At 37.6% G+C, this 21,033-nt stretch carries 17 protein-coding genes and 1 pseudogene; 9 read left to right on the forward strand and 9 right to left on the reverse strand.

Features of this window, described 5'->3' with window-relative positions:
• Window positions 1–14: 14 nt before the first annotated feature.
• Genes MKZ30_RS03020 through MKZ30_RS03030 form a run of 3 tightly spaced genes read left to right on the forward strand, consistent with a single transcriptional unit; the run spans window position 15 to window position 3,258 of the window.
• Window positions 15–2,081, forward strand: coding sequence for a cellulose biosynthesis cyclic di-GMP-binding regulatory protein BcsB (locus tag MKZ30_RS03020; protein WP_016614034.1), 2,067 nt, complete (start codon window positions 15–17; stop codon window positions 2,079–2,081).
• On the forward strand, window positions 2,071–2,931 hold the full coding sequence (locus MKZ30_RS03025; RefSeq protein ID WP_002419369.1) for a hypothetical protein: 861 nt from the start codon (window positions 2,071–2,073) through the stop codon (window positions 2,929–2,931). The genes MKZ30_RS03020 and MKZ30_RS03025 overlap by 11 nt, the downstream gene beginning before the upstream one ends.
• Window positions 2,932–2,946: 15 nt before the next feature.
• The gene (locus tag MKZ30_RS03030; protein ID WP_002419368.1) at window positions 2,947–3,258 is read left to right on the forward strand and encodes a hypothetical protein; all 312 of its coding nucleotides are present in this window, start codon (window positions 2,947–2,949) and stop codon (window positions 3,256–3,258) included.
• 47 nt (window positions 3,259–3,305) lie between these two features.
• On the opposite strand, the gene MKZ30_RS03035 is transcribed toward MKZ30_RS03030, so the two are convergent.
• Genes MKZ30_RS03035 through MKZ30_RS03045 form a run of 3 tightly spaced genes read right to left on the reverse strand, consistent with a single transcriptional unit; the run spans window position 3,306 to window position 6,654 of the window.
• Window positions 3,306–4,460: a pyridoxal phosphate-dependent aminotransferase gene (locus tag MKZ30_RS03035; RefSeq protein ID WP_010816370.1), complete on the reverse strand. Its 1,155-nt coding sequence runs from the start codon at window positions 4,458–4,460 to the stop codon at window positions 3,306–3,308.
• Between the two features lie 15 nt (window positions 4,461–4,475).
• A complete protein-coding gene (locus tag MKZ30_RS03040; RefSeq protein ID WP_002355769.1) occupies window positions 4,476–5,198 on the reverse strand; it encodes an amino acid ABC transporter ATP-binding protein in 723 nt (240 codons plus the stop codon).
• Window positions 5,191–6,654: an ABC transporter substrate-binding protein/permease gene (locus MKZ30_RS03045; protein WP_002355770.1), complete on the reverse strand. Its 1,464-nt coding sequence runs from the start codon at window positions 6,652–6,654 to the stop codon at window positions 5,191–5,193. The genes MKZ30_RS03040 and MKZ30_RS03045 overlap by 8 nt, the downstream gene beginning before the upstream one ends.
• Before the next feature lie 188 nt (window positions 6,655–6,842).
• Here MKZ30_RS03045 and MKZ30_RS03050 point away from each other — a divergent pair, with 188 nt between their 5' ends.
• The 5 genes from MKZ30_RS03050 to adhE all read left to right on the forward strand — a co-directional run bounded on the left by MKZ30_RS03050 (window position 6,843) and on the right by adhE (window position 13,017).
• Entirely contained in the window at window positions 6,843–7,931 is a 1,089-nt protein-coding gene (locus tag MKZ30_RS03050; protein ID WP_010712084.1) for an iron-containing alcohol dehydrogenase family protein, read from the forward strand.
• A gap of 157 nt (window positions 7,932–8,088) precedes the next feature.
• Window positions 8,089–9,234 carry a tRNA guanosine(34) transglycosylase Tgt gene (gene tgt / locus MKZ30_RS03055; RefSeq protein WP_002355772.1) on the forward strand — a complete coding sequence of 382 codons (1,146 nt, stop codon included), beginning with the start codon at window positions 8,089–8,091 and terminating at the stop codon, window positions 9,232–9,234.
• Window positions 9,235–9,294: 60 nt separating this feature from the next.
• A complete protein-coding gene (yajC, locus tag MKZ30_RS03060) occupies window positions 9,295–9,693 on the forward strand; it encodes a preprotein translocase subunit YajC (protein ID WP_002383336.1) in 399 nt (132 codons plus the stop codon).
• A gap of 261 nt (window positions 9,694–9,954) precedes the next feature.
• Window positions 9,955–10,260, forward strand: coding sequence for a post-transcriptional regulator (locus tag MKZ30_RS03065; protein ID WP_033600844.1), 306 nt, complete (start codon window positions 9,955–9,957; stop codon window positions 10,258–10,260).
• A gap of 159 nt (window positions 10,261–10,419) precedes the next feature.
• The gene (gene adhE, locus MKZ30_RS03070; protein ID WP_002388933.1) at window positions 10,420–13,017 is read left to right on the forward strand and encodes a bifunctional acetaldehyde-CoA/alcohol dehydrogenase; all 2,598 of its coding nucleotides are present in this window, start codon (window positions 10,420–10,422) and stop codon (window positions 13,015–13,017) included.
• Window positions 13,018–13,061: 44 nt separating this feature from the next.
• Here adhE and fni read toward each other — a convergent pair whose 3' ends face one another.
• The 6 genes and pseudogenes from fni to MKZ30_RS13310 all read right to left on the reverse strand — a co-directional run bounded on the left by fni (window position 13,062) and on the right by MKZ30_RS13310 (window position 19,104).
• A complete protein-coding gene (fni, locus tag MKZ30_RS03075; RefSeq protein WP_002381302.1) occupies window positions 13,062–14,105 on the reverse strand; it encodes a type 2 isopentenyl-diphosphate Delta-isomerase in 1,044 nt (347 codons plus the stop codon).
• Complete coding sequence (locus MKZ30_RS03080) at window positions 14,089–15,195, reverse strand: phosphomevalonate kinase (protein ID WP_002355777.1); 1,107 nt, start codon at window positions 15,193–15,195, stop codon at window positions 14,089–14,091. Before MKZ30_RS03080 ends, fni begins: the two co-directional genes overlap by 17 nt.
• Window positions 15,196–15,197: 2 nt before the next feature.
• Window positions 15,198–16,193: a diphosphomevalonate decarboxylase gene (gene mvaD / locus MKZ30_RS03085; protein ID WP_002355778.1), complete on the reverse strand. Its 996-nt coding sequence runs from the start codon at window positions 16,191–16,193 to the stop codon at window positions 15,198–15,200.
• Window positions 16,193–17,137: a mevalonate kinase gene (mvk, locus tag MKZ30_RS03090; protein WP_002383342.1), complete on the reverse strand. Its 945-nt coding sequence runs from the start codon at window positions 17,135–17,137 to the stop codon at window positions 16,193–16,195. Before mvk ends, mvaD begins: the two co-directional genes overlap by 1 nt.
• A gap of 269 nt (window positions 17,138–17,406) precedes the next feature.
• Entirely contained in the window at window positions 17,407–18,042 is a 636-nt protein-coding gene (locus MKZ30_RS03095) for a pentapeptide repeat-containing protein (RefSeq protein WP_002383343.1), read from the reverse strand.
• Window positions 18,039–19,104: pseudogene (locus MKZ30_RS13310) on the reverse strand (FUSC family protein). The gene MKZ30_RS03095 and the pseudogene MKZ30_RS13310 overlap by 4 nt, the downstream one beginning before the upstream one ends.
• Before the next feature lie 243 nt (window positions 19,105–19,347).
• Here MKZ30_RS13310 and opp1A point away from each other — a divergent pair.
• Window positions 19,348–21,018 (forward strand): oligopeptide ABC transporter substrate-binding protein Opp1A, encoded by a 1,671-nt coding sequence (gene opp1A / locus MKZ30_RS03105; RefSeq protein WP_002381303.1) that lies wholly within the window; start codon window positions 19,348–19,350, stop codon window positions 21,016–21,018.
• Window positions 21,019–21,033 lie beyond the last annotated feature (15 nt).

Consider the following 21,033-nt stretch of genomic DNA (forward strand, 5'->3'; position numbering starts at 1 on the left):
GGAGGAAACGTGCAATGAAACAAAAAACAGTCACTTTAATAGGGTTGTTCTTTCTGGCAATTCTAATTGGTGTCGCAAGTCCGACCGTATACGCCGAAAACAAAGAACAAGACAACCATACCTTTACACAACCTTTTCAAAATAAAACAATCTCTTTAACAGGTACTTCTGTCCGTAGCACCATGTATTTTACAAAAATTGATTATTGGGATGTAAAAAAAGCATCATTCAATATGACCTACCAAATCACACAATTAAAAAATAATCAGACCTCAGATTTAACTGTGGCAGTGAATGGTGTGAAGTTTTATTCTTGGCGTCCTGAAAATACGACTGGTATTCAACAAAAGACGATTGAAATCCCTTTAGAACTGATTAAAGAGACAAATACATTGACTGTTGAGGGCCAAATTATTAATCAGGCAGGAAACGACATGTATAATTTAATTGAAACTCCGGCAAATTGGTTAACGATGTATGAAGGATCTAACGTAAACTTCCAATACGATTTACAATTACCAGAGAATACGATTCATTCTTTTTATAATCATTTTGTGGGAGCAGACACGATTGCGAATAAACACAGTGTTATTTTGACACCAGAAAATGCATCGGAAAAAGAATTAGCTGCAGCGACCCATGCGTTAGCTGGTGCTGCTCGTTTGATTACTACCTCAGAAGAATTGTTACCAATGGCTTCTTTGAACAAAGAACAGTCAGCACCCTATCAGTTGATTATTGCCAGCTATGATAAATTACCAGATCAGTATAAAAGTCAAATCGATAGCAAACGTGTGGAGGACCAGGCTGTCTTAAAATTTTTAAATCAACCAGATAAGCATGTTTTAGTAGCTACTTCTAAAGATGAGGACTTACTTGTTCGTGCGGGACGTTATTTAGCAAACTATGAATTAATGACCCAAACAGATAAAGAAGAGACAACAGTTGATGAGAATACCGATACGTTTAGTTCAACTTTAGAATTTGATGGAAATTATCCATTAACCTCAACGGGGGATAAGCTAGAAGGGGCCTATCATCAAGAACAAACGTACTTTGTCAATTTACCAGTGGATCGAAACAATGCCAATGGAAGTCGCGTGCATTTACATTTTAAATACGCTGAAAACTTAGATTTTGATTCTTCTTTAGTGACGGTCTATGCCAATGATAAACCAATTGGCAGCAAGAAATTAAGCGCTGCTCGTGCGAACGGTGATGAATTAAATCTCGAATTTCCAAAGAACTTAGAAATTGCTGATAGTTTTGTTTTAAAAGTTGCTTTTGATTTGAATGTTAAATCACCAGAAGTTTTGCGAAATGGTCAGACTCCATGGGCCTTTATTGAAAATAATTCAAATGCGTTTATTCAAACAGAAGAACTGAATGACATATTATTTAACAACTATCCGAACATTTTTATCAGAAGCCGTTCTTTTGCTGATTTAGCGATTTTATTACCAGAAAAAATGGACGACAACTATTTTAAAGTGTTGACTAATTTATTTAACTTAATTGGTAATTATGCCGAAAGTAATGTCGGTGAGATTACGTATTATAAAAAAGCGCCTAAAAATGCGGCATTAGAAAATCATAACTTGATTATTTTTGGTACGCCTAAGGATAATCCGATGATTCGTAAGTTAAACGATCAGTTATATTTCCATTATGATAAGGACTTCACACGTTTTGTTTCAAACGAGAAACTGAGCATTGAAAAAGATTATGGCAAACAAATCGGTACGGCGCAGTTAATGTTTTCTCCATATAATGCGAAAGCTGCGGCGTTAATCTTAACAGGAGCTAAATCACAAGGTGTCTTTTTAGCCTCTACACAAGTAAATACAGAGAAGAATACTTCTATGTACAAAGGAGATGCCATTGTGGTCGATCCGAACTATCGTCGCTATGATTATCGTTTCAAAAAACGTGTAAGCAACGTTAGCAACGAATCATTAGGTAAACGAATTGTCAATAATCATAAATTAATGATTTATCTATTTGTCTTCTTAATTGGTATGACCATTATTGGATTAAGTGCGTTCTTCATCGTGAAGAAGAATTTGAAAGGTGGGGAATAGAGTGAATCAAAAACGAGTGACCTTACTTTTGGATTTAACTTTGTTGGCAGGAATTGTTTTGGTTGTCGGCACAACCATCTTTATGGCCTTAGGAACGAATGATTTCTTTGTGGACTTAAGTTGTCTATTAATTTCAGTTATCTTAATTATTGTTACCTATTTTGTAGGGATTACAGCGGGGTTAACATTTTCGCTTATATTTATTTTTCTACAATTGACTTATGTTGTATATCAGTATGTCTATCATGATTTGTTTAGCTATGGCTCATTATTTTGGCTAATCATGCCGCCGCTCTACTGTTTAACAATCTATGCAGTGACTTATCAAATTCGTACGATTGAAGAAGAAAATATTCGCTTACGTAAAGAAACTTCTCAGTTAAATGCGTTAGATGCAGTAACCAATTTAAGAACAGCAAAAATGTACGAAGAAGGATTCGATTTATTTTCTGACATTTCTACACGTTATGAAGCGCCGTTATATTTAGTCGTGATCCGAGTGGCCTATTGGGAAAGTATTCGTAACTTATTAAGTCCTGAACAAAAAAATGAATTGCTACAAATCGTGACAGCGGCGATTAAAGAGACAACGGATGATCGCTTCTTACCATACTTTATCGACGGCACACCGCCAACTTGGGCGTTATTAATTTTCCGCGATGGGGATGACGGATACACTACTAGAAAAGAATTCAAACAACAAGCTCAAGAGAAATTTGCCCATTCTGAAACCTTAAGGAATATTACTTTGACATTACAAGTTTCCTATACCAAATATGATCCTGCCGAATTTAACAACGCTTCAGAATTTTTAGGGGATGGAATTAATTCTCTTCAATATGATGTTTAAAAAGGAGGCAAACAAATGACTGAAAAAATTGCTGTTTTTACAGGGAATTTAGCAGAGGCTGGTGTGATAAATGAGACGCAGCCATTGTCAATGCGATTGCATTTAGAAAATATCCAAGCAGAAAGTGATCCAGAATCCATCGTGCCCTTATTTTCTCATGGGGTAATTTTAAACATACTTGTTGAACAGTTAGAGGAAAGTATCCCACTGTCTCACTTGAAAAAAGGGACAAAAGTCCGTTTCACAGTCGTAGGCTTGCCGCCGATGACTATGTCGATTCCACCGCATGTTGGTGGGCAAGCGATTGAATTGATAGAAGAAATCTAAAAAGCTTCTGCATTAGCTATGATTATTAGCTAATGCAGAAGCTTTTTTTATTCAAAGGTCATTCTTTCAATTCGATCGAACGCTTCCTTTAATAAATCTAAATTTTGTGTTGCGGCTAAACGAATGTACTCATCGCCTGTTGTTTCACCAAATGCTTTTCCAGGAATCACTAATACTTGTGTCTCTTTTAAAAGCTTTTCCACAAAAGGAACGGAAGTTAGTCCGGTTTTTTGAATGTTAATGAAGGCGTAAATACTTCCTTTGACTGGATGAAGCGAAAGGAAAGGAATCTTTGCTACTCGTTGTGCCACATACTCTAAACGTGTTTGGAACACTTCAACGATCGGGTCTACAAATTCGTCAAAATGTTGTAACGCATAGATTCCTGCTTGCTGTGACAACGTAGGCGCAGAATACGTAACGCCTTCATTAATTAATTTGGCTACTTCGTTAATATAGTCTGGGGCAATCATATAACCAATACGCCAGCCAGTCATTGCAAAGGCTTTTGAAAAGCTGCCAAAAGTGATAGTATTTTTTGGAGCAAACGTAGCCATGGGAGTAAACGTTTCTTGGAAACAAAAGGCTTCATAAACTTCATCTGAAAGAATGTATAAATTGTGTTCAATCGCTACCTGTGCGATTTCTCTGAAAGTTTCTTCAGAGAAAACAGCGCCTGTCGGGTTATTCGGTGAATTTAGAATAATCGCTTTGGTTTTAGGCGTGATTTTTTCTTTCAAAAGAGCTACATCAATTTGGAAACCATCTTCTTCATAGGTTGGCAAAAAGACCGGAACACCATCTGCTAAAAGGACTTGGTCTTTATAAGGAGAGAAGTAAGGTTCATGAATAATCACTTCATCTCCAGGATTTAGAATCACTTGTAAGGCAAGGTACATTCCGTGCAGAGCGCCAACTGTGGCCCGGACTTGATTCGGTTGAAAGGATAATTGATAATGTGACTGATAAAACTGAATGACCGCCTCAATGAATGCCTCGCTACCATCAGAAGCGGTATATTTTGTATGCCCATTTTTGGCATCGTTAGCTGCTTGTTCGATAATCCGCTCATCGGTAATTAAGTCAGGGTCACCAATCGATAAATCGATTAAATTTGGGGTCTTTTTCGCCAATGTTGCAATATCCATGAGTAAATTTTCAGTAGGTTGTTGGTAACGTGTTGCGATATTCTTGCGATCCATACCAGGTGCTCCTTTTTATAAAACTTTTCTTAGAAAATCTTGTGTTCTTGGGTTTTGTGGCGCATCAAAAATTTCTTCAGGTGTGCCTTCTTCTTGAATAATTCCTGCATCCATAAAAATGACACGGTCCGCAACTTCTTTTGCGAAGCCCATTTCATGGGTAACCACTACCATTGTCATCCCTTCAATAGCTAAATTTTTCATAACGGATAGCACTTCGCCCACCATTTCAGGGTCTAAGGCAGAAGTTGGTTCATCGAACAGCATCACGTCAGGACGCATGGCTAAAGCGCGAGCAATCGCTACCCGTTGTTGTTGCCCACCAGAAAGTTGAGCGGGATAATTTTCTTTTTTATCTGATAAACCAACTTGTTCCAGTAAAGAAAGAGCATGTTCTGTGGCTTCAGCAGCGGCTTCTTTTTTTACTTTAACAGGACTAATCGTTAAGTTTTCCAAGACATTTTTATGCGGGAAAAGATTGAAATTTTGGAATACCATTCCCATTTTTTGACGAAGTTGATCAATGTTGGTATTTTTATCTAATAAATTTTTTCCTTCAAATTCAACGCTGCCACCAGTTGGTGTTTCTAATAAGTTTAAGCAACGTAAAAAAGTACTTTTACCACTACCAGAAGGGCCAATAATTACGACAACTTCACCAGCTTCAATTTCTAAGTCAATTCCTTTAAGTACTTCATTTTTTCCGAATGTTTTCTGTAAGTTTTTAATGTTAATCACTAGTACTCATTCTCCTTTCAGCAACACCTAATAGACGCGAGATAGTAAAGGTTAGGACGAAATAAATCAACGATACAATTAAGTAAGGTAAGAAGGGTTTAAAACTTGCTCCTTGAACGTTGCCAGCTTGGAAAATTAGTTCCGAAACGCCAATGACTGAAACAACGGAAGATTCTTTAATTACTGTAACAAATTCATTGCCTAACGCTGGTAAAATATTTTTAATAGCTTGTGGGAAAATGATGTATCGCATTGCTTGATTTTGATTCATTCCCAAAGAACGAGCAGCTTCCAATTGTCCTTTATTAACTGCCTGAATACCAGCACGAATAATTTCTGCTACATATGCACCACTGTTTAGAGAAAGGGCAATACAACCAGCTGCTACTTTTGATAAGTCTAAACCAAGAACGCCTGTCCCGAAATAGACAATAAAAATTTGAACAAGCAAAGGAGTGCCACGAACATATTCAATATAAGCAATGGCAATGCCACGTAAAATTTTGGAATTGGCTAACTTCATTAAGGCAAGTAATGCCCCTAAAATGGCACCAAACAAAACACCAATGAAAGCTAGGAAAATGGTATAGCCTGCACCGTTAAGATAGAACTTTCCATACTTTTGTAAAAAGCTTTGATCTTTTTGGAACATTAATTGATTGGCTTCTTTTTTATAACCGTCCATTAATTTTTGATCATTAATTTGTTTAATAGAGGCATTTACTTTCTCCGTCAAAACGGGCGCATCTTTAGGAAAAGCAACGGCAGTATCTTTTGAGCCTTTTTCAAAGGTAACATCAGCAAAAGCTAAATCCTCATTTTGAGAAACATAGGCTTCGCCAACCGGTTCTTCCATAACGACTGCATCTAATTTATTATTTTTTAGATTCATAATTAAATCTGGAATTTTTTGAAGAGAAGTAGGGACAGCACCGGTTAATTCGGTTTTAATTAATTCTTCTTGTGTCGTTTGCTTTTGGGCACCTGCACGAACGCCTTCGAAATCTTTAGTGGAATGAAATTTATCTTTGTCTTCTTTCCGAACAATGACTCTTTGTTGAACGTTCATATATGGTTGAGAAAAAGCTACTTCTTTTAATCGTTCAGGCGTTGGCGACATGCCAGAGATGACCATGTCAATCTTGCCAGTTTTTAAGGCCCCTAACAGAGCATCGAAGCCTAGTTCTTCGATTTTTAATTTAACGCCTAAATCGTCGGCAATTTTTTGAGCAATAGAAATATCAAAACCGACAATTTTATCTTCACCATCTACTTTTGCATGAAATTCATAAGGGGCATAGTCTGCGGATAGGCCGACAACTAGTTCTCCCTTTTGGATGATTTTGTCATAGACTGGATCGTTTTCGGCTGCAAAAGTTTCTTTAATAGGTAATAATGAGAGCAACAAGAATAAAATTGGTAAAATCGTCTGTAGCCATTTTTTACATTTGGTCATTTGCGTAAACTCCTTTTTGTATTATTTTTATAAATATTCAAAAAAAGCGAATAAATGTATAAAAATTTATTGTGTTATGATGTGGTTTATCATATCATAGAATATGTAAAAGGAAAAGTAGTAGAGTTGAAAAAATACAACTTTTTCAAAAAAATTTTCAAAAGTCAAAAATGAAGGGGATTTTCAAGATGGAACAATCATTAATTGTGAGAGGGACACCACAAGAGTATCTTTGCGAAATTGGTTCGTGGGAATTATTAGAAGGACAACTATTATGCAGAAATATTCATCGTGTATTCATTTTACACGGGACTGAGTCATGGCAAGCGGCAAAACCGTATTTTCCGACGTTTCAAAAAGTAACAGCTGTTTTTGAAAACTATGGAGGTGTTTGTACAGATCAACGTGTGCAAGAGTTAGAAGCGCAAGTGCTGGACAATCATTTAGAGGCCATCGTCGCTGTCGGTGGAGGAAAAGTGGCCGACTTGGGCAAAGCCTTAGCACACAAAATGGCGTTACCGGTAATTATTTTGCCCACTTTAGCAGCTACTTGTGCACCGTGCACGCCATTGAGTGTAATGTATCGAGAAGATGGAGCAATGGAACGGTATGACGTTTTTCCGCAAGCAAACGCTTTGGTGTTGGTAGAACCAAGAGTGTTATTGCATTCGCCTCGGTCCTTAATGGTGGCAGGTATTGGGGATACATTAGCTAAATGGTACGAAGCAGATGCGATTATTTCGCAGTTAGACGTCCAAGTGTTACCTATTCAAGTTTCTCATTTTGCCGCGGAAAAATGCCGCGATATTTTGTTAAATGAAAGTATCAATGCTTTAAAAGCGATGGAAGAGCAACAATTAAATCAATCGTTTATTGATGTCATCGAAACAAATTTAATTATTGGTGGAATGGTGGGTGGCTTTGGCGATGATTATGGTCGGACAGCGGGTGCCCATTCCATTCATGATGCACTAACTTTGCTGCCAGCTAGCCATCAACAATTGCATGGAAACAAAGTGGCGTATGGTGTGTTTGTTCAATTAGCCATTGAAGAGAAATGGCAAGAAATCGCTGAATTGATTCCTTTCTATCACCAACTAGGTTTGCCTATTTCTTTAAAAGAAATGGACATGGACTTAACTGAAGCCGAGTATCAAGAAGTAGCAGAACGTGCTTGTATAGAAGGCGAAACGATTCATTATATGAAACAAAAAATTACCCCTGAAATTGTGAAAACAGCGATGCAAGATTTAGAAAAATATACAGCGACAAAATAAGCGCCAAACAGCAACTAGTTCATTTGAATTATTTGAACTAGTTGCTGTTTTTAAGGATCCTTTTTTGAAAAAAGAAACCTTGAGAAATCCTTGCAAATTCAATAAAAAAAAAGTATGATGATGGGAGGACAAATTATAGTAGAAAGTAGGGAAATGAATGACGGAACCAGCCATTCGTTATCGTTTAATTAAAAAAGATAAACACACAGGTGCGCGTTTAGGTGAATTAATTACTCCTCACGGCACATTTCCAACACCAATGTTTATGCCGGTAGGTACACTTGCGACAGTTAAAACAATGTCACCAGAAGAATTAAAAGAAATGGGTGCCGGTGTTATTTTAAGTAATACTTACCATTTATGGTTACGCCCAGGTGAAGATTTAGTCGAAGAAGCAGGCGGTTTACACAAATTTATGAACTGGGATCAACCTATTTTAACTGATTCAGGTGGCTTCCAAGTCTTCTCATTAAGTGATATGCGGAAAATCGAAGAAGAAGGTGTGCATTTTAGAAATCATTTAAATGGTTCAAAAATGTTCCTTTCTCCAGAAAAAGCGATCAATATTCAAAATAAATTAGGATCAGATATTATGATGAGCTTTGATGAATGTCCACCATTTGATGAAAGCTATGAGTATGTCAAACGCTCGATTGAACGGACTTCTCGTTGGGCTGAGCGTGGCTTAAAAGCCCATGCGAATCCTGATAGACAGGGATTATTCGGTATTGTTCAAGGTGCGGGATTTGAAGATTTACGTCGTCAAAGTGCTAAAGATTTAGTGAGTATGGATTTTCCTGGCTATTCGATTGGTGGCTTATCTGTTGGTGAGTCTAAGGAAGAAATGAACCGAGTCTTAGACTTTACGACACCGTTAATTCCAGAAAATAAACCACGTTACTTAATGGGTGTGGGTGCCCCTGATTCATTAATTGATGGAGTGATTCGTGGGATTGACATGTTTGATTGTGTGTTACCAACACGTATTGCGCGCAATGGTACTTGTATGACTTCACAAGGCCGCTTGGTTGTTAAAAATGCCCAATATGCAAGAGATTTTCGTCCGCTTGATGAGAAATGTGATTGTTATGTTTGTCGTAATTATACGCGGGCCTATATTCGTCATTTGATTAAATGTGATGAAACATTCGGAATCCGTTTAACATCGTATCATAATTTATACTTCTTGTTAGACTTAATGAAAAATGTCCGTCAAGCAATTATGGACGACAATTTATTAGAATTCCGACAAGCGTTTTTTGAAGAATATGGCTTTAATAAAGCGAATGCAAAAAGTTTCTAAAAATTAGAGGAAAAAACTAGTTCTTCAAGCATTTTTTTGATACAGTTAGTAGTGTGAATAATGCAGAGTGAGGTGAAACAAATGGGTGGCGGATTTACAATGATTTTTACATTAGTCCTTCTAGGAGGAATGATGTTTTTCATGACACGTTCTCAAAAGAAACAACAGCAAGAACGTCAAAAACAACTAAACGCAATGAAAACTGGCGATAGTGTTGTCACAATTGGTGGTTTACATGGTGTTTTAAGTGAAATCAACGAAAAAACAGTTTTAATCGATTGCGAAGGTATTGTCTTAGAATTTGACCGTGCGGCAATTCGAACTGTAACACCTGGAACTGCTGTTACAAATGATTCAGCAGTAACTAGTGTACCAGTCACAGAAGTTGAAGAGACAGTCACAGAAGAAGTAACTGAAGTTCCTGAAACATCAGATCCTTCAAAAGAAAAGAAAGACTAAACGAATCAACTGATTTATTTAATGGTTAAAGAGAGCGGAACAGGCTTTTCAAAGGCGAAACTGTGACCAGTAGTCACACGAGAAAGCCAATAAGAAGAGATAATTCCTATTCCGCTCGTGTCGTTTATCTTAAAATGTAGGACTAGGAAGGTAGGTCATTTGGACTTACGTCCTAAGTCCTTTTTAACTATTAAGTTTACAAAAAAGGTTCCTTTTTATAGTGTTGGAAGATAGTTAAAAAGTGATCAATCTTTCGCTTAGTTGGAAGGAGAAGAGCCCATGACAAAGGAAAAATTAAGTTGGTTACAACAAAAAATGCTCAATAAAAGTATTAAAAAGAAGTGCCAAAATTTTCGTGAACTAGGTTATTCTTCCATCAACGAAGAAGATTTATTGACTTATTTACTCACCTATCGTTGGAAAAAGCAAGCCCGTTTATCTGTCAAAGACTGTCGCAAAGACATTCAGAAGGTTAAGCCGAATGAATTTTTTGACTATCAACAATTATTGGCACAGACATCAAAAAATTCTTTAAGGGACTGGCATGATATTGAAGACTTATTCTAGAAAAAAAGAATAGGTCTTTTTTTTTGAGATAAAAAAATTTATAAATAGTTGTGAAAAATATCACAAAAAACTATTTACAAGATTCATTTTATGTTGTATGATGTGAATGTGAAATAGTTAACAAAGTTTTTTTAAAATGAAACTCTTAGGAGGATGAACATGGTTAAAACAGTAAAAAAAGAAAAGACAGAAACAGTTGATGTTTCATCAATGATTGATGAATTAGCAACAAAAGCGAATGTCGCTTTAAAAGCAATGGAAGATTTTACACAAGAACAAGTAGATCACATTGTCCATCAAATGGCAATGGCGGCGTTAGACCAACATATGCCTTTAGCAAAAATGGCTGTCGAAGAAACTGGCCGTGGAATCTATGAAGATAAAGCAATCAAAAATATGTATGCATCTGAATACATTTGGAATAATATTAAACATGATAAAACAGTGGGTGTAATTAACAAAGACGAACAAACCGGTTTAATGGAAATTGCTGAGCCAGTTGGCGTGGTATGTGGGGTCACACCAACAACAAACCCAACGTCAACAACTATTTTTAAATCACTAATTGCCTTAAAAACAAGAAATCCAATTGTTTTTGCTTTCCATCCTAGCGCACAAAAATGTTCGGCAGAAGCGGCACGTATTGTACGGGATGCGGCGATTGCAGCAGGTGCACCAGAAAATTGTATTCAATGGATTGAACAACCATCGATTGATGCAACATCTGCTTTGATGAATCATCCAGGGATTGCCATTGTTTTAGCAACTGGTGGCGCAGGTATGGTAAAATCTGCATACTCAACAGGTAAACCAGCACTAGGCGTTGGTCCTGGGAACGTACCAGCTTATATTGAAAAAACGGCTAAAGTAAAACGTGCTGTTAATGATTTAATTGTTTCAAAATCATTTGATAATGGAATGATTTGTGCTTCTGAGCAAGCGGTCATTGTGGATAAAGAAATTTATGCTTCTGTCAAAGCTGAGTTTGAAGCACACAATGTTTACTTCGTGAAACCGAATGAATTACAAAAACTAGAAGATGCAGTGATGAATGAAGGCAAATACGCAGTAAATCCAGCGATTGTCGGTAACTCTGCAGAAAAAATTGCTGAATTAGCAGGAATTAGCGTACCAAAAGGCACAAAAATTTTAGTCGCTGAATTAGAAGGTGCAGGTCCAGAATATCCATTATCAAGAGAAAAATTATCGCCAGTTTTAGCAATGATGAAATCAAACAATGCAGAGCATGCTTTTGAACTATGTGAAGCGATGTTAAACTTAGGTGGTTTAGGACATACAGCAGTAATTCATACAGAAGATGAAGAGTTACAAGTTGCTTTTGGTTTACGTATGAAAGCTTGTCGTATTTTAGTGAATACTCCATCAGCAGAAGGCGGTATCGGTAACATTTATAACGAAATGATTCCATCCTTAACACTTGGTTGTGGTTCATACGGGAAAAACTCTGTTTCTAAAAACGTATCAGCCATTAACTTAATTAATATTAAAACGGTAGCGAAACGGAGAAATAATATGCAATGGTTTAAATTACCTCCAAAAATTTTCTTTGAAAAAAATTCTTTACAATATCTACAAAAAATGGAAAATGTTGAACGTGTCATGTTAGTTTGTGACCCAGGTATGGTTCAATTTGGCTATGCAGATATCGTACGTAAAGAGCTACAAAAACGTAAAAATGATGTGAAAATCGAAGTATTTTCTGATGTTGAACCAAACCCATCAACAAATACTGTTTATGCAGGTACCAAAATGATGGTTGATTTCCAACCAGATACAGTGATTGCCTTGGGTGGCGGTTCTGCAATGGATGCGGCGAAAGGCATGTGGATGTTCTATGAACACCCAGATACAGAGTTCTTTGGTGCAAAACAAAAATTCTTAGATATCCGCAAACGGACATATAAAATTGCCAAACCAGAAAAAACACAATTTGTTTGTATCCCAACTACTTCAGGAACTGGTTCAGAAGTTACACCATTTGCCGTTATTACTGATAGTGAAACACACGTGAAATATCCGTTAGCAGACTATGCGTTAACACCAGATGTAGCGATTGTTGATCCACAGTTCGTAATGTCTGTGCCAGCTTCAGTCACTGCAGATACAGGTATGGATGTTTTAACACATGCTATTGAATCTTATGTTTCCGTGATGGCTTCAGATTACACACGTGGTTTAAGTTTACAAGCAATCAAGTTAGTTTTCGATCATTTAGAAAATTCAGTGAAACGTCCAGATATGGAATCTCGCGAAAAAATGCATAATGCATCAACCATGGCAGGGATGGCATTTGCCAATGCATTCTTAGGTATTTGTCACTCTATTGCTCATAAAATTGGTGGGGAATATGGCATTCCACATGGTCGTACAAATGCGATTTTATTACCACATATTATTCGTTACAATGCGAAAGATCCATCAAAACACGCAATGTTCCCTAAATATGATTACTTCCGCGCCGATACTGATTATGCAGACATTGCAAAATTCTTAGGCTTAAAAGGAAATACTACCGCAGAATTAGTAGAAGCTTTAGCAACAGCAGTAGCAGACTTAGGTAAATCAGTCGGAATTGACATGAACTTGAAAGCCCAAGGTGTCTCACAAGAAACATTAGACACAACGGTTGATCGTATGGCAGAACTTGCATATGAAGACCAATGTACAACTGCAAATCCGAAAGAACCATTAATTAGTGAACTAAAACAAATTATCTTAGATGCTTATGTAGGATAAAAGAACTCAAATAAAGAGACCAGAACATTAATGTTCTGGTCTCTTTAACGTTTTGCGAAAACAGTGCTGTCGATACCACGGTTATGACACCAATTAACTAAAACTGGATCGAGGATAAGTGCGGTACTCGTCAATTCTTCTGTCGTCTTTTTTCCTAAAAGAGTATAAAGCATTTTCACTTCTTCTTGCCATTGCTGTACAAGGGCTAAGGTATTTTCTAAACCATTTTTACTCATAAGGGAAGCTAAGATAGTCCCAGCAACTCCCATGCTTTTGGCACCTAAAGCGAGTCCTTTGACAATATCAAGAGAGTTACGCACACCGCCAGAGCCGAGAATAGTTAGTTTCTTTTGCCAATTTTGTGATTCCAGAAGAGAGATAACCGTTGATTGCCCCCAATCATCTAAGAAAGAAAGTTCGCGTTTTTTCCGCCGGGCATTTTCAATTTGTGTAAAACTCGTTCCGCCTTGGCCGCTCACATCCGCTGCTTGAACGCCGATAGAGGTGAGTTTTTCTAAGGTTTCTTGGCTCATGCCAAAGCCAACCTCTTTGACAATGACAGGCACTTCAACGGCCTGTACGATAGCTTCAATCTTGGTTAGCCAATTAGTGAAATCACGATCTCCTTCAGGCATGACCAATTCTTGGGGCACATTTACATGGATTTGTAAGGCATTCGCTTGAAATAAATCAAGCGCTCGCTTTGCTTCTTCCACACCCAAACCTGCACCAATATTGGCAAAAATGAGTCCATCTGGGTTTTCTTTTCGCATAATTTGATACGTATCCGCTAAACTAGCATCTTTTAACGCTGCCGAGACAGATCCTGTCGCAACTAAAAGGCCAGTTTCTTTGGCAATAATGCCTAATTGCTGATTAATTTCTTTTGCACGCTGACTACCACCTGTCATTGCATTGACATAAAAAGGTTGGGGAAGCTGAAAAGAAAGAAACGAAGTGGAAATATCCACTTCGTTAACAGCGGATTCAGCAAACGATTGGTGAACAAAACGCACACGATCAAAGTCATTACTTTTTTCTTTGTGGAACGCTTTAGCTAATGATAGATGTTCATCTTTTCGATTCATGCTTCTCCTTACACTCCTTTTGACCATAGGTATAGACGTGAAGTGGCAGTGGGGTAATTCCGTCTTTTTCCCAAGCAGTCATTAATGGTAAAATCCCAGATTTTTGGCGGAAAATTACAATCCCACAATCGCCCCCGCCAGCGCCAGAAGATTTCGCAGCTCCTGTATAAGATTCAGCCAAATCACAAAGATTTTTCAAGGCTTCTGTTTCGATTACCACACCAGTTAGTGAAGATAATTCGGCGAGCAATTGGCGATTTTTAGTAATTTGTTTTTGAATAACAGAAATTTTTCCTGTGTTAAAGCCATTAATCATTGTTTCGACACAAAGCCGACTTTTCATTAAGAACTGCTCATAAGCCGCTTGTTTTTCTTCTTTTGATTGATGGACTCGATCAACTAAGTCAGAAGTGGACGCAGGGCTACCTGTCCAACCAATTAGTAAACGTAGTTGTTTCGGTACTTTTAACGGAAAAATCATTAATTCAGGCCAGTCCATTGCTAACAAATCAGTTAATGTTTCAGTGGCTACTTTTTGGTTGACCCAATCATGATCGAAGGTTGAAAAGGCAATCCAGCCCCCGTAACAGCTGGCAGCGATATCTCCACAGGAACCATTTCCTTGAACGGCTAAGTGAGCTAATGCTGATAATTTGAAAATTTCCTCATTTTCCAAACCTAAATCATAAAAAATATTCAAGGCTTTGACAGTTCCAACGGTTACCGCACCGCTTGAACCAAGACCATATTTTCGTCCATTTGAACTATCTAATTCACTCGTCACTTTTAAATGATAAAATGACAATTCTTTGTTTTGCTCTTGCGCATATTTTTCAGTTAGATGAATCGCCGCTAAAACATAATGAAAAGGATTTTCGCGAATATCTAATACAAGCTCACCATTTCGGCGTGTCCAACGAATAGGTAACGAGCTGTATTGTGCAGATTGAATACTGCCTTCATCTGTTGTTTCTTCGACAGTTACAGTTACGAATTGATCCACAGCAACGATAATGGCAGGGTGGCCAGGTTCAACAACGGCATATTCTCCTGCAATAAATAACTTTCCTGGCGTAGTAACTTCAATCATGCTTATTTATCCATTCCTTTCGTTTCAAACAATTCAATTCCGGGACCAGCAAAAGCTGGGACTAACTGCTCTTTTGAAAAATGTTCACTTAAAAATGTTTTTAATGCTTCTAAGTTTTTCTTTTCGACTAAGACCTTGACATTCGGACCTGCATCCATTGTAAAGTAGCAAGGAATTCCTTTGGCCCGTGCTTGGCGAACTAAAGCCATCGCTTGTAAGCTGCCTGGGGACCAGTAAGTAAATGGCGGGACAGCGCCTAAGGTTGTTCCATGCATCCTTAACCCATTGGCTTCAATGATTTCTCCTAAACGAGGGAAGTCTTTTGTTTTAATTGCTTCATGAACTTGGGATAAATCTTTTTCCACATTGTCCAACCAACCTTGATAAAAGCTAGAAGTTTCTACTGTTCGTTTCATTCCATCACGGCTGGAAACATCTTTTTCGCCATCGTTAATTAAGATAAAGAGCATGGCCAATTCGTTTTCCCAATTATTGGCTGGAATATTTTCAGCAAACGAAGTTTCATCAGAGTGGCCTTTGTTCCATTGAGCAAAACCACCAAAAATGCTGCGACAAGCAGAACCTGAACCACGTCGCGCTAAACGTGATAAGTCTTTTGCTGAAAGATTTAATCCTAAGGCTACGTTACAGGCCCCTGCTAAAGCAGCTAGACCACTCGCTGAAGAAGCCAAACCAGCTGCAGTAGGCACAAAATTTTGACTTTCTACTTTTGCAAACCAAGTACAATCGGCTTGTTGACGAACAAGGTTCAAAAATTCTTTGACTTTTTTTGTTTGTTTTTCGTTTTGCAAGATACCATCTAAAATAAATACATCTTCTGAATAATGGGCATCAAATGTCACAGTTGTTTCTGTGTAAAAGGCATCTAATGTTAATGATAAACTACTATTCATTGGTAAAATGTATTCTTCATTGGCTTTTCCCCAATATTTAATCAGAGCAATATTTGTATGCGCTCGTGCTTTTCCTGAAAGCATTACTTTTTCACCTCTAATGATTGAATCCATGTAGCAACAGCTCCATTTTCTTCTAAAGTCTGTGCAATGGTTTGTGCGGTCTTTTTATTATCTGTTAAGGCAATCATACAGCCACCGCGACCGCCGCCGGTTAATTTTGCTCCTAGAGCGCCATGTTCTAAAGAGAGAGCCACTAGTCGATCCAGCATATCGTTGCTGACGGATAATTGCTGGAGTTGCTCTTGCGCTAACGTCATTAGCTGACCTAATTTTTGTTTATCATCTTGTAAAATCGCTTGCTTTGCTTCTTTAGTAAAAGAACCTAATTGTTTCATTGTTTCAGCGATTGCGGTGGGATTATTTTGAGCTAGCTGCGCAATGTCTTTCACGGCTTCACGTGTTTGACCTTTAATTCCCGTATCAGCTACTACTAAGTAGGCATTAGATAAATTCATCGAGAAATGTGTGGGCGGAAATCCTCTAGTAAAAAATAATGGATCAGCGCCGCTTGTTGCTGCGGCATCGATACCACTAGGATTGCCATGAGCAATTTTCTCACTTAAAGAAACAAGCTCAAACAATTCTTGATATGTATAAGCGTAATCAAAATAATCAAAAAGGCTTCGAACGATGGCCACAGCGGTTGCTGCGCTTGAACCCATTCCTCGTTCAGCGGGAATCGTACTTGTTAAGGTCAAAGTGCCTTTAACTGTATCTTCCTTTAAAAAATGTAAGGTTTGCTGAACAACTTCCTTGATATTTGCTAGCTCTTGGGGCACGTCTTCAAGCAATCCTGTAAAATATGCACAATCAATCTGCATAGTTTTTGCCGGGGTAAAGACGGCTGTGATTTCTGTCGCTTGAAAAGGAAAGGCGATTGCTGGTTCGCCGTAAACAACGGCGTGTTCTCCCATTAAAATGATTTTTCCCGTCGCTTGACCGAGGCCTTGTTTTTTTATATTCATTCACTGACATTCCTTTTGAGTAGAATCGAGTATAGGACAAAAGACGTTCTTGGATTAGAAGAACGTTTGTCATAATCTCTTCATGATTTATAGGAAATGATTCCAAAAGTTTCTCTTGTTCCAAAAAAAGAGATTGCTTAACCTAAGATAGTTTACCTAAAAATAAGGCACAAGTAAAATGGTTCCGTTGGTTTTTCCAAAAAATTAATAACAATTTAATAAGAAAGAACCGACAGAACCAGTTATTCGGCTATTTTTTTAAAATTTTCTTAGGTAATCACCAAACCAAGGGCACTTGCTAAATAAATGGCTTGTTCAGGGGTGACTTTAAGACCTGATAAATAGTTTGGCGAGAAAGTCAAGCGTTCAAAGGTGTTTTGGGAAAAATCCAATCCTTTTAAAGAAGTATTTAGCCAATTACTTTCGGTTAAATCGCAAGCTTCTAGAAGGAGTTTCTTCCAGGTGACCTCGAAAAATTCACTTTCGACTAAACGAGTCTGATTAAAGTGAACAAGATTAAAATTTGCAAAACGAAAAGAAGCATAATCGGCTTTGCAATCCTCAAACAGACAATCTTTTAAATAGCTATCTGCAAAATTCGTTCCTGTCAAATTGCAACGAAGGAAAGTCACTCGATGAAAACTGCCAGACAGCCATTCGACGTTAGAAAAATCGCAAGCTTCAAAACGAACATTACTACAATCAAAAGAAGCAAACTGGCCATTTGCTAATGAAAGATGATCGAAAACAGCATCCCGAAAGACTAAGTTACGAACTTCTTGATTCGGTAAATCAATCTGCTGATACAAATGACTTTCTAAGATTGCCTCATCTTCTAATTGACAGTTCGTTAATAGAGGAAGTTGTTCTGGTAGATTTGGTGGCAAGGGATAAGTTATTTTCATAAAACGCCTCTTTCTTCTTGTTGATTTTCAAAGGTTTCATCAATTGAGTAGGCCCGATTATAGAAACGTAGCGCAGTTGTGAAAACATAAGCGCCGGCAAAACCAAGTAAACTACCTAACACAATCCCGACTAATCGATAGTTTAAAAGATTACTAATGACTTGCTGTCGTGCAAGATTTGATAATAATAAGGACATCGGGGTAATAAAAAAGCTGGCAATCGCATAGTTTCTGTTAATGAATCCTTCAAAAGCTGCATATAGAATACTAATGATACCGATTGTTTGTAAAGGGAATCATTAATAAAATTGCAGAAAGCAACAAACCAAGACTCGTACCTAGAATCCGTTGAACATTTCGCTGCATCACAGAATGTAAATTTTCCCCTTGTAAAATGGCTGCGCAAGTAAACGTCATCCAATAAGCGTTGACTAAATGAAGCGATTGACTTAAATAAGCCGCTAAAAATAAAATGGCCGCATAATGCAAAGCATCTAATAAAGAAGCGGGATCAATATAAAGTCGTTCTTGAAGAGACATCCGTTTTTGAAAAACGTAGGGGCGCTTGTCGATGAAATGAAGCACAATGCCCATGATAATGCCGGTCACTACTCCTAAAAGAACAAAACTGGCCATGATGGGAATCTTATGTAAAGGAAAATTGTTGCTTGTTCCCATTGCGGTTGACATGATAACTAACAAAGCACCAGGCTTCTCAATGCCATACAATCTAAAAAGTAAGCGTGCAAAAAAAGCGACGATGGCAATTGTAATAGGAATCAACCAAGGTACATGGTGACTTAGCATTCCTAAGCTGTTGCCCAGAACAATAAAAAAGCCAACAATATTCAGTCTGCGCAATAATTGAGGCAAAGGAAGCGGCTGATAATAAATAAACGTATAAATGCCCATCGAGCCAAAGGTCCCAATGAGTAAATTATTGGAAAAATAACCAATTAATAATGGAATTGCCATACAAATTGCGACACCAACTAACCGAAATAATTCGTCATTTGCTTTATCAATAGCAAACAAATCCTTTAAAAACGTAGAATTTTTCATATTTTGTCACTCCTTTACTTCCTAATTTACCATAATGTTTAGAAAACTGACAAAAGAATTGCAATAAAAGACAGGAAGAAAAAGAGTGGTTTCTGATAGGAAGAGAAGAAAAATTAAAAAAAGTTAACATTTTGACTTGCAATTTTAATATGAAAAATGTAAGATATATTCCATAGCAATAAATAATTATTAAATTCTGATTTTTCAGAAAATACAGATTGTATTATTTTAGGAGGCAACACTATGAAATTGAAAAAGTCATTAACATTCGGTGTGATTACATTATTTAGCGTAACAACTTTAGCGGCTTGTGGAGGCGGCGGAACGTCAGATAGCTCAAGTGCGTCTGGTGGCGGTAAGGCAAGTGGCGAACAAGTTTTACGTGTCACAGAACAACAAGAAATGCCAACAGCTGATTTATCACTAGCAACAGACAGAATTAGTTTTATTGCATTAAATAATGTATATGAAGGAATTTATCGTTTAGACAAAGATAACAAAGTCCAACCTGCAGGTGCAGCGGAAAAAGCAGAAGTTTCTGAAGATGGACTAACATACAAAATTAAATTAAATAAAGATGCAAAATGGTCAGACGGTAAACCAGTGACTGCGAATGACTATGTTTATGGATGGCAACGAACAGTTGATCCAGCGACAGCTTCTGAATATGCTTATCTGTATGCCTCTGTAAAAAATGGCGATGCCATTGCTAAAGGGGAAAAAGATAAATCAGAATTAGGAATTAAAGCAGTCAGTGATACAGAATTAGAAATCACTTTAGAAAAAGCAACACCATACTTTGATTACTTATTAGCTTTTCCATCGTTCTTCCCACAACGTCAAGATATTGTGGAAAAATATGGTAAAAATTATGCATCAAACAGCGAAAGTGCTGTCTACAATGGTCCATTCGTCTTAGACGGCTTTGATGGTCCTGGTACAGATACAAAATGGTCATTCAAGAAAAACGATCAATATTGGGATAAAGACACAGTGAAACTGGACTCAGTAGATGTGAATGTCGTGAAAGAATCACCAACCGCGTTGAACTTGTTCCAAGATGGACAAACAGACGATGTCGTTCTTTCTGGTGAATTAGCCCAACAAATGGCCAATGACCCAGCTTTTGTTAGTCAAAAAGAAGCATCAACACAATATATGGAACTAAATCAACGTGATGAAAAATCACCATTTAGAAATGCGAACTTACGTAAAGCCATTTCTTACTCAATCGACCGTAAAGCGTTAGTTGAATCAATCTTAGGGGATGGTTCTATCGAGCCAAACGGTTTAGTACCAGCAGATATGGCAAAAGACCCAAGTGGCGGCAAAGACTTTGCTAAAGAAGCAGGTAGTCAAATTGAATATGATACGAAAAAAGCTAAAGAATACTGGGAAAAAGCGAAAAAAGAATTGGGGATTTCAACCTTAACAATGGATATTCTTTCTTCAGATGCAGATTCTTCTAAGAAAACAGTTGAATTTGTTCAAGGGTCAATTCAAGATGCTTTAGATGGTGTGAAGGTAACGGTTAGTCCGGTTCCATTCTCTGTTCGTTTAGATCGTTCAAACAAAGGCGACTTTGATGCAGTAATCGGTGGTTGGAGTGCTGACTATGCTGATCCAAGTAGTTTCTTAGACTTATTTGCTTCAGATAACTCATATAACCGTGGACGTTATAACAATCCAGAGTTTGACAAGTTCGTGAAAGCTGCAAGTAGTGCAGATGCGACAGATCCTGAAAAACGTTGGGATGATATGTTAAATGCAGAGAAAACGATTATGGGAGACATGGGTGTGGTACCATTATTCCAAAAATCAGAAGCGCATTTACGTGCTGAAAAAGTCAAAGATGTCGCAGTTCATCCTGCTGGCGCAACGTATGACTACAAATGGGCATACATTTCAGAATAACCTGACAAAAGATCG

Source organism: Enterococcus sp. LX10 (genome assembly GCF_023539285.1).
In the GTDB taxonomy this organism is placed as follows: Bacteria; Bacillota; Bacilli; order Lactobacillales; family Enterococcaceae; genus Enterococcus; species Enterococcus faecalis.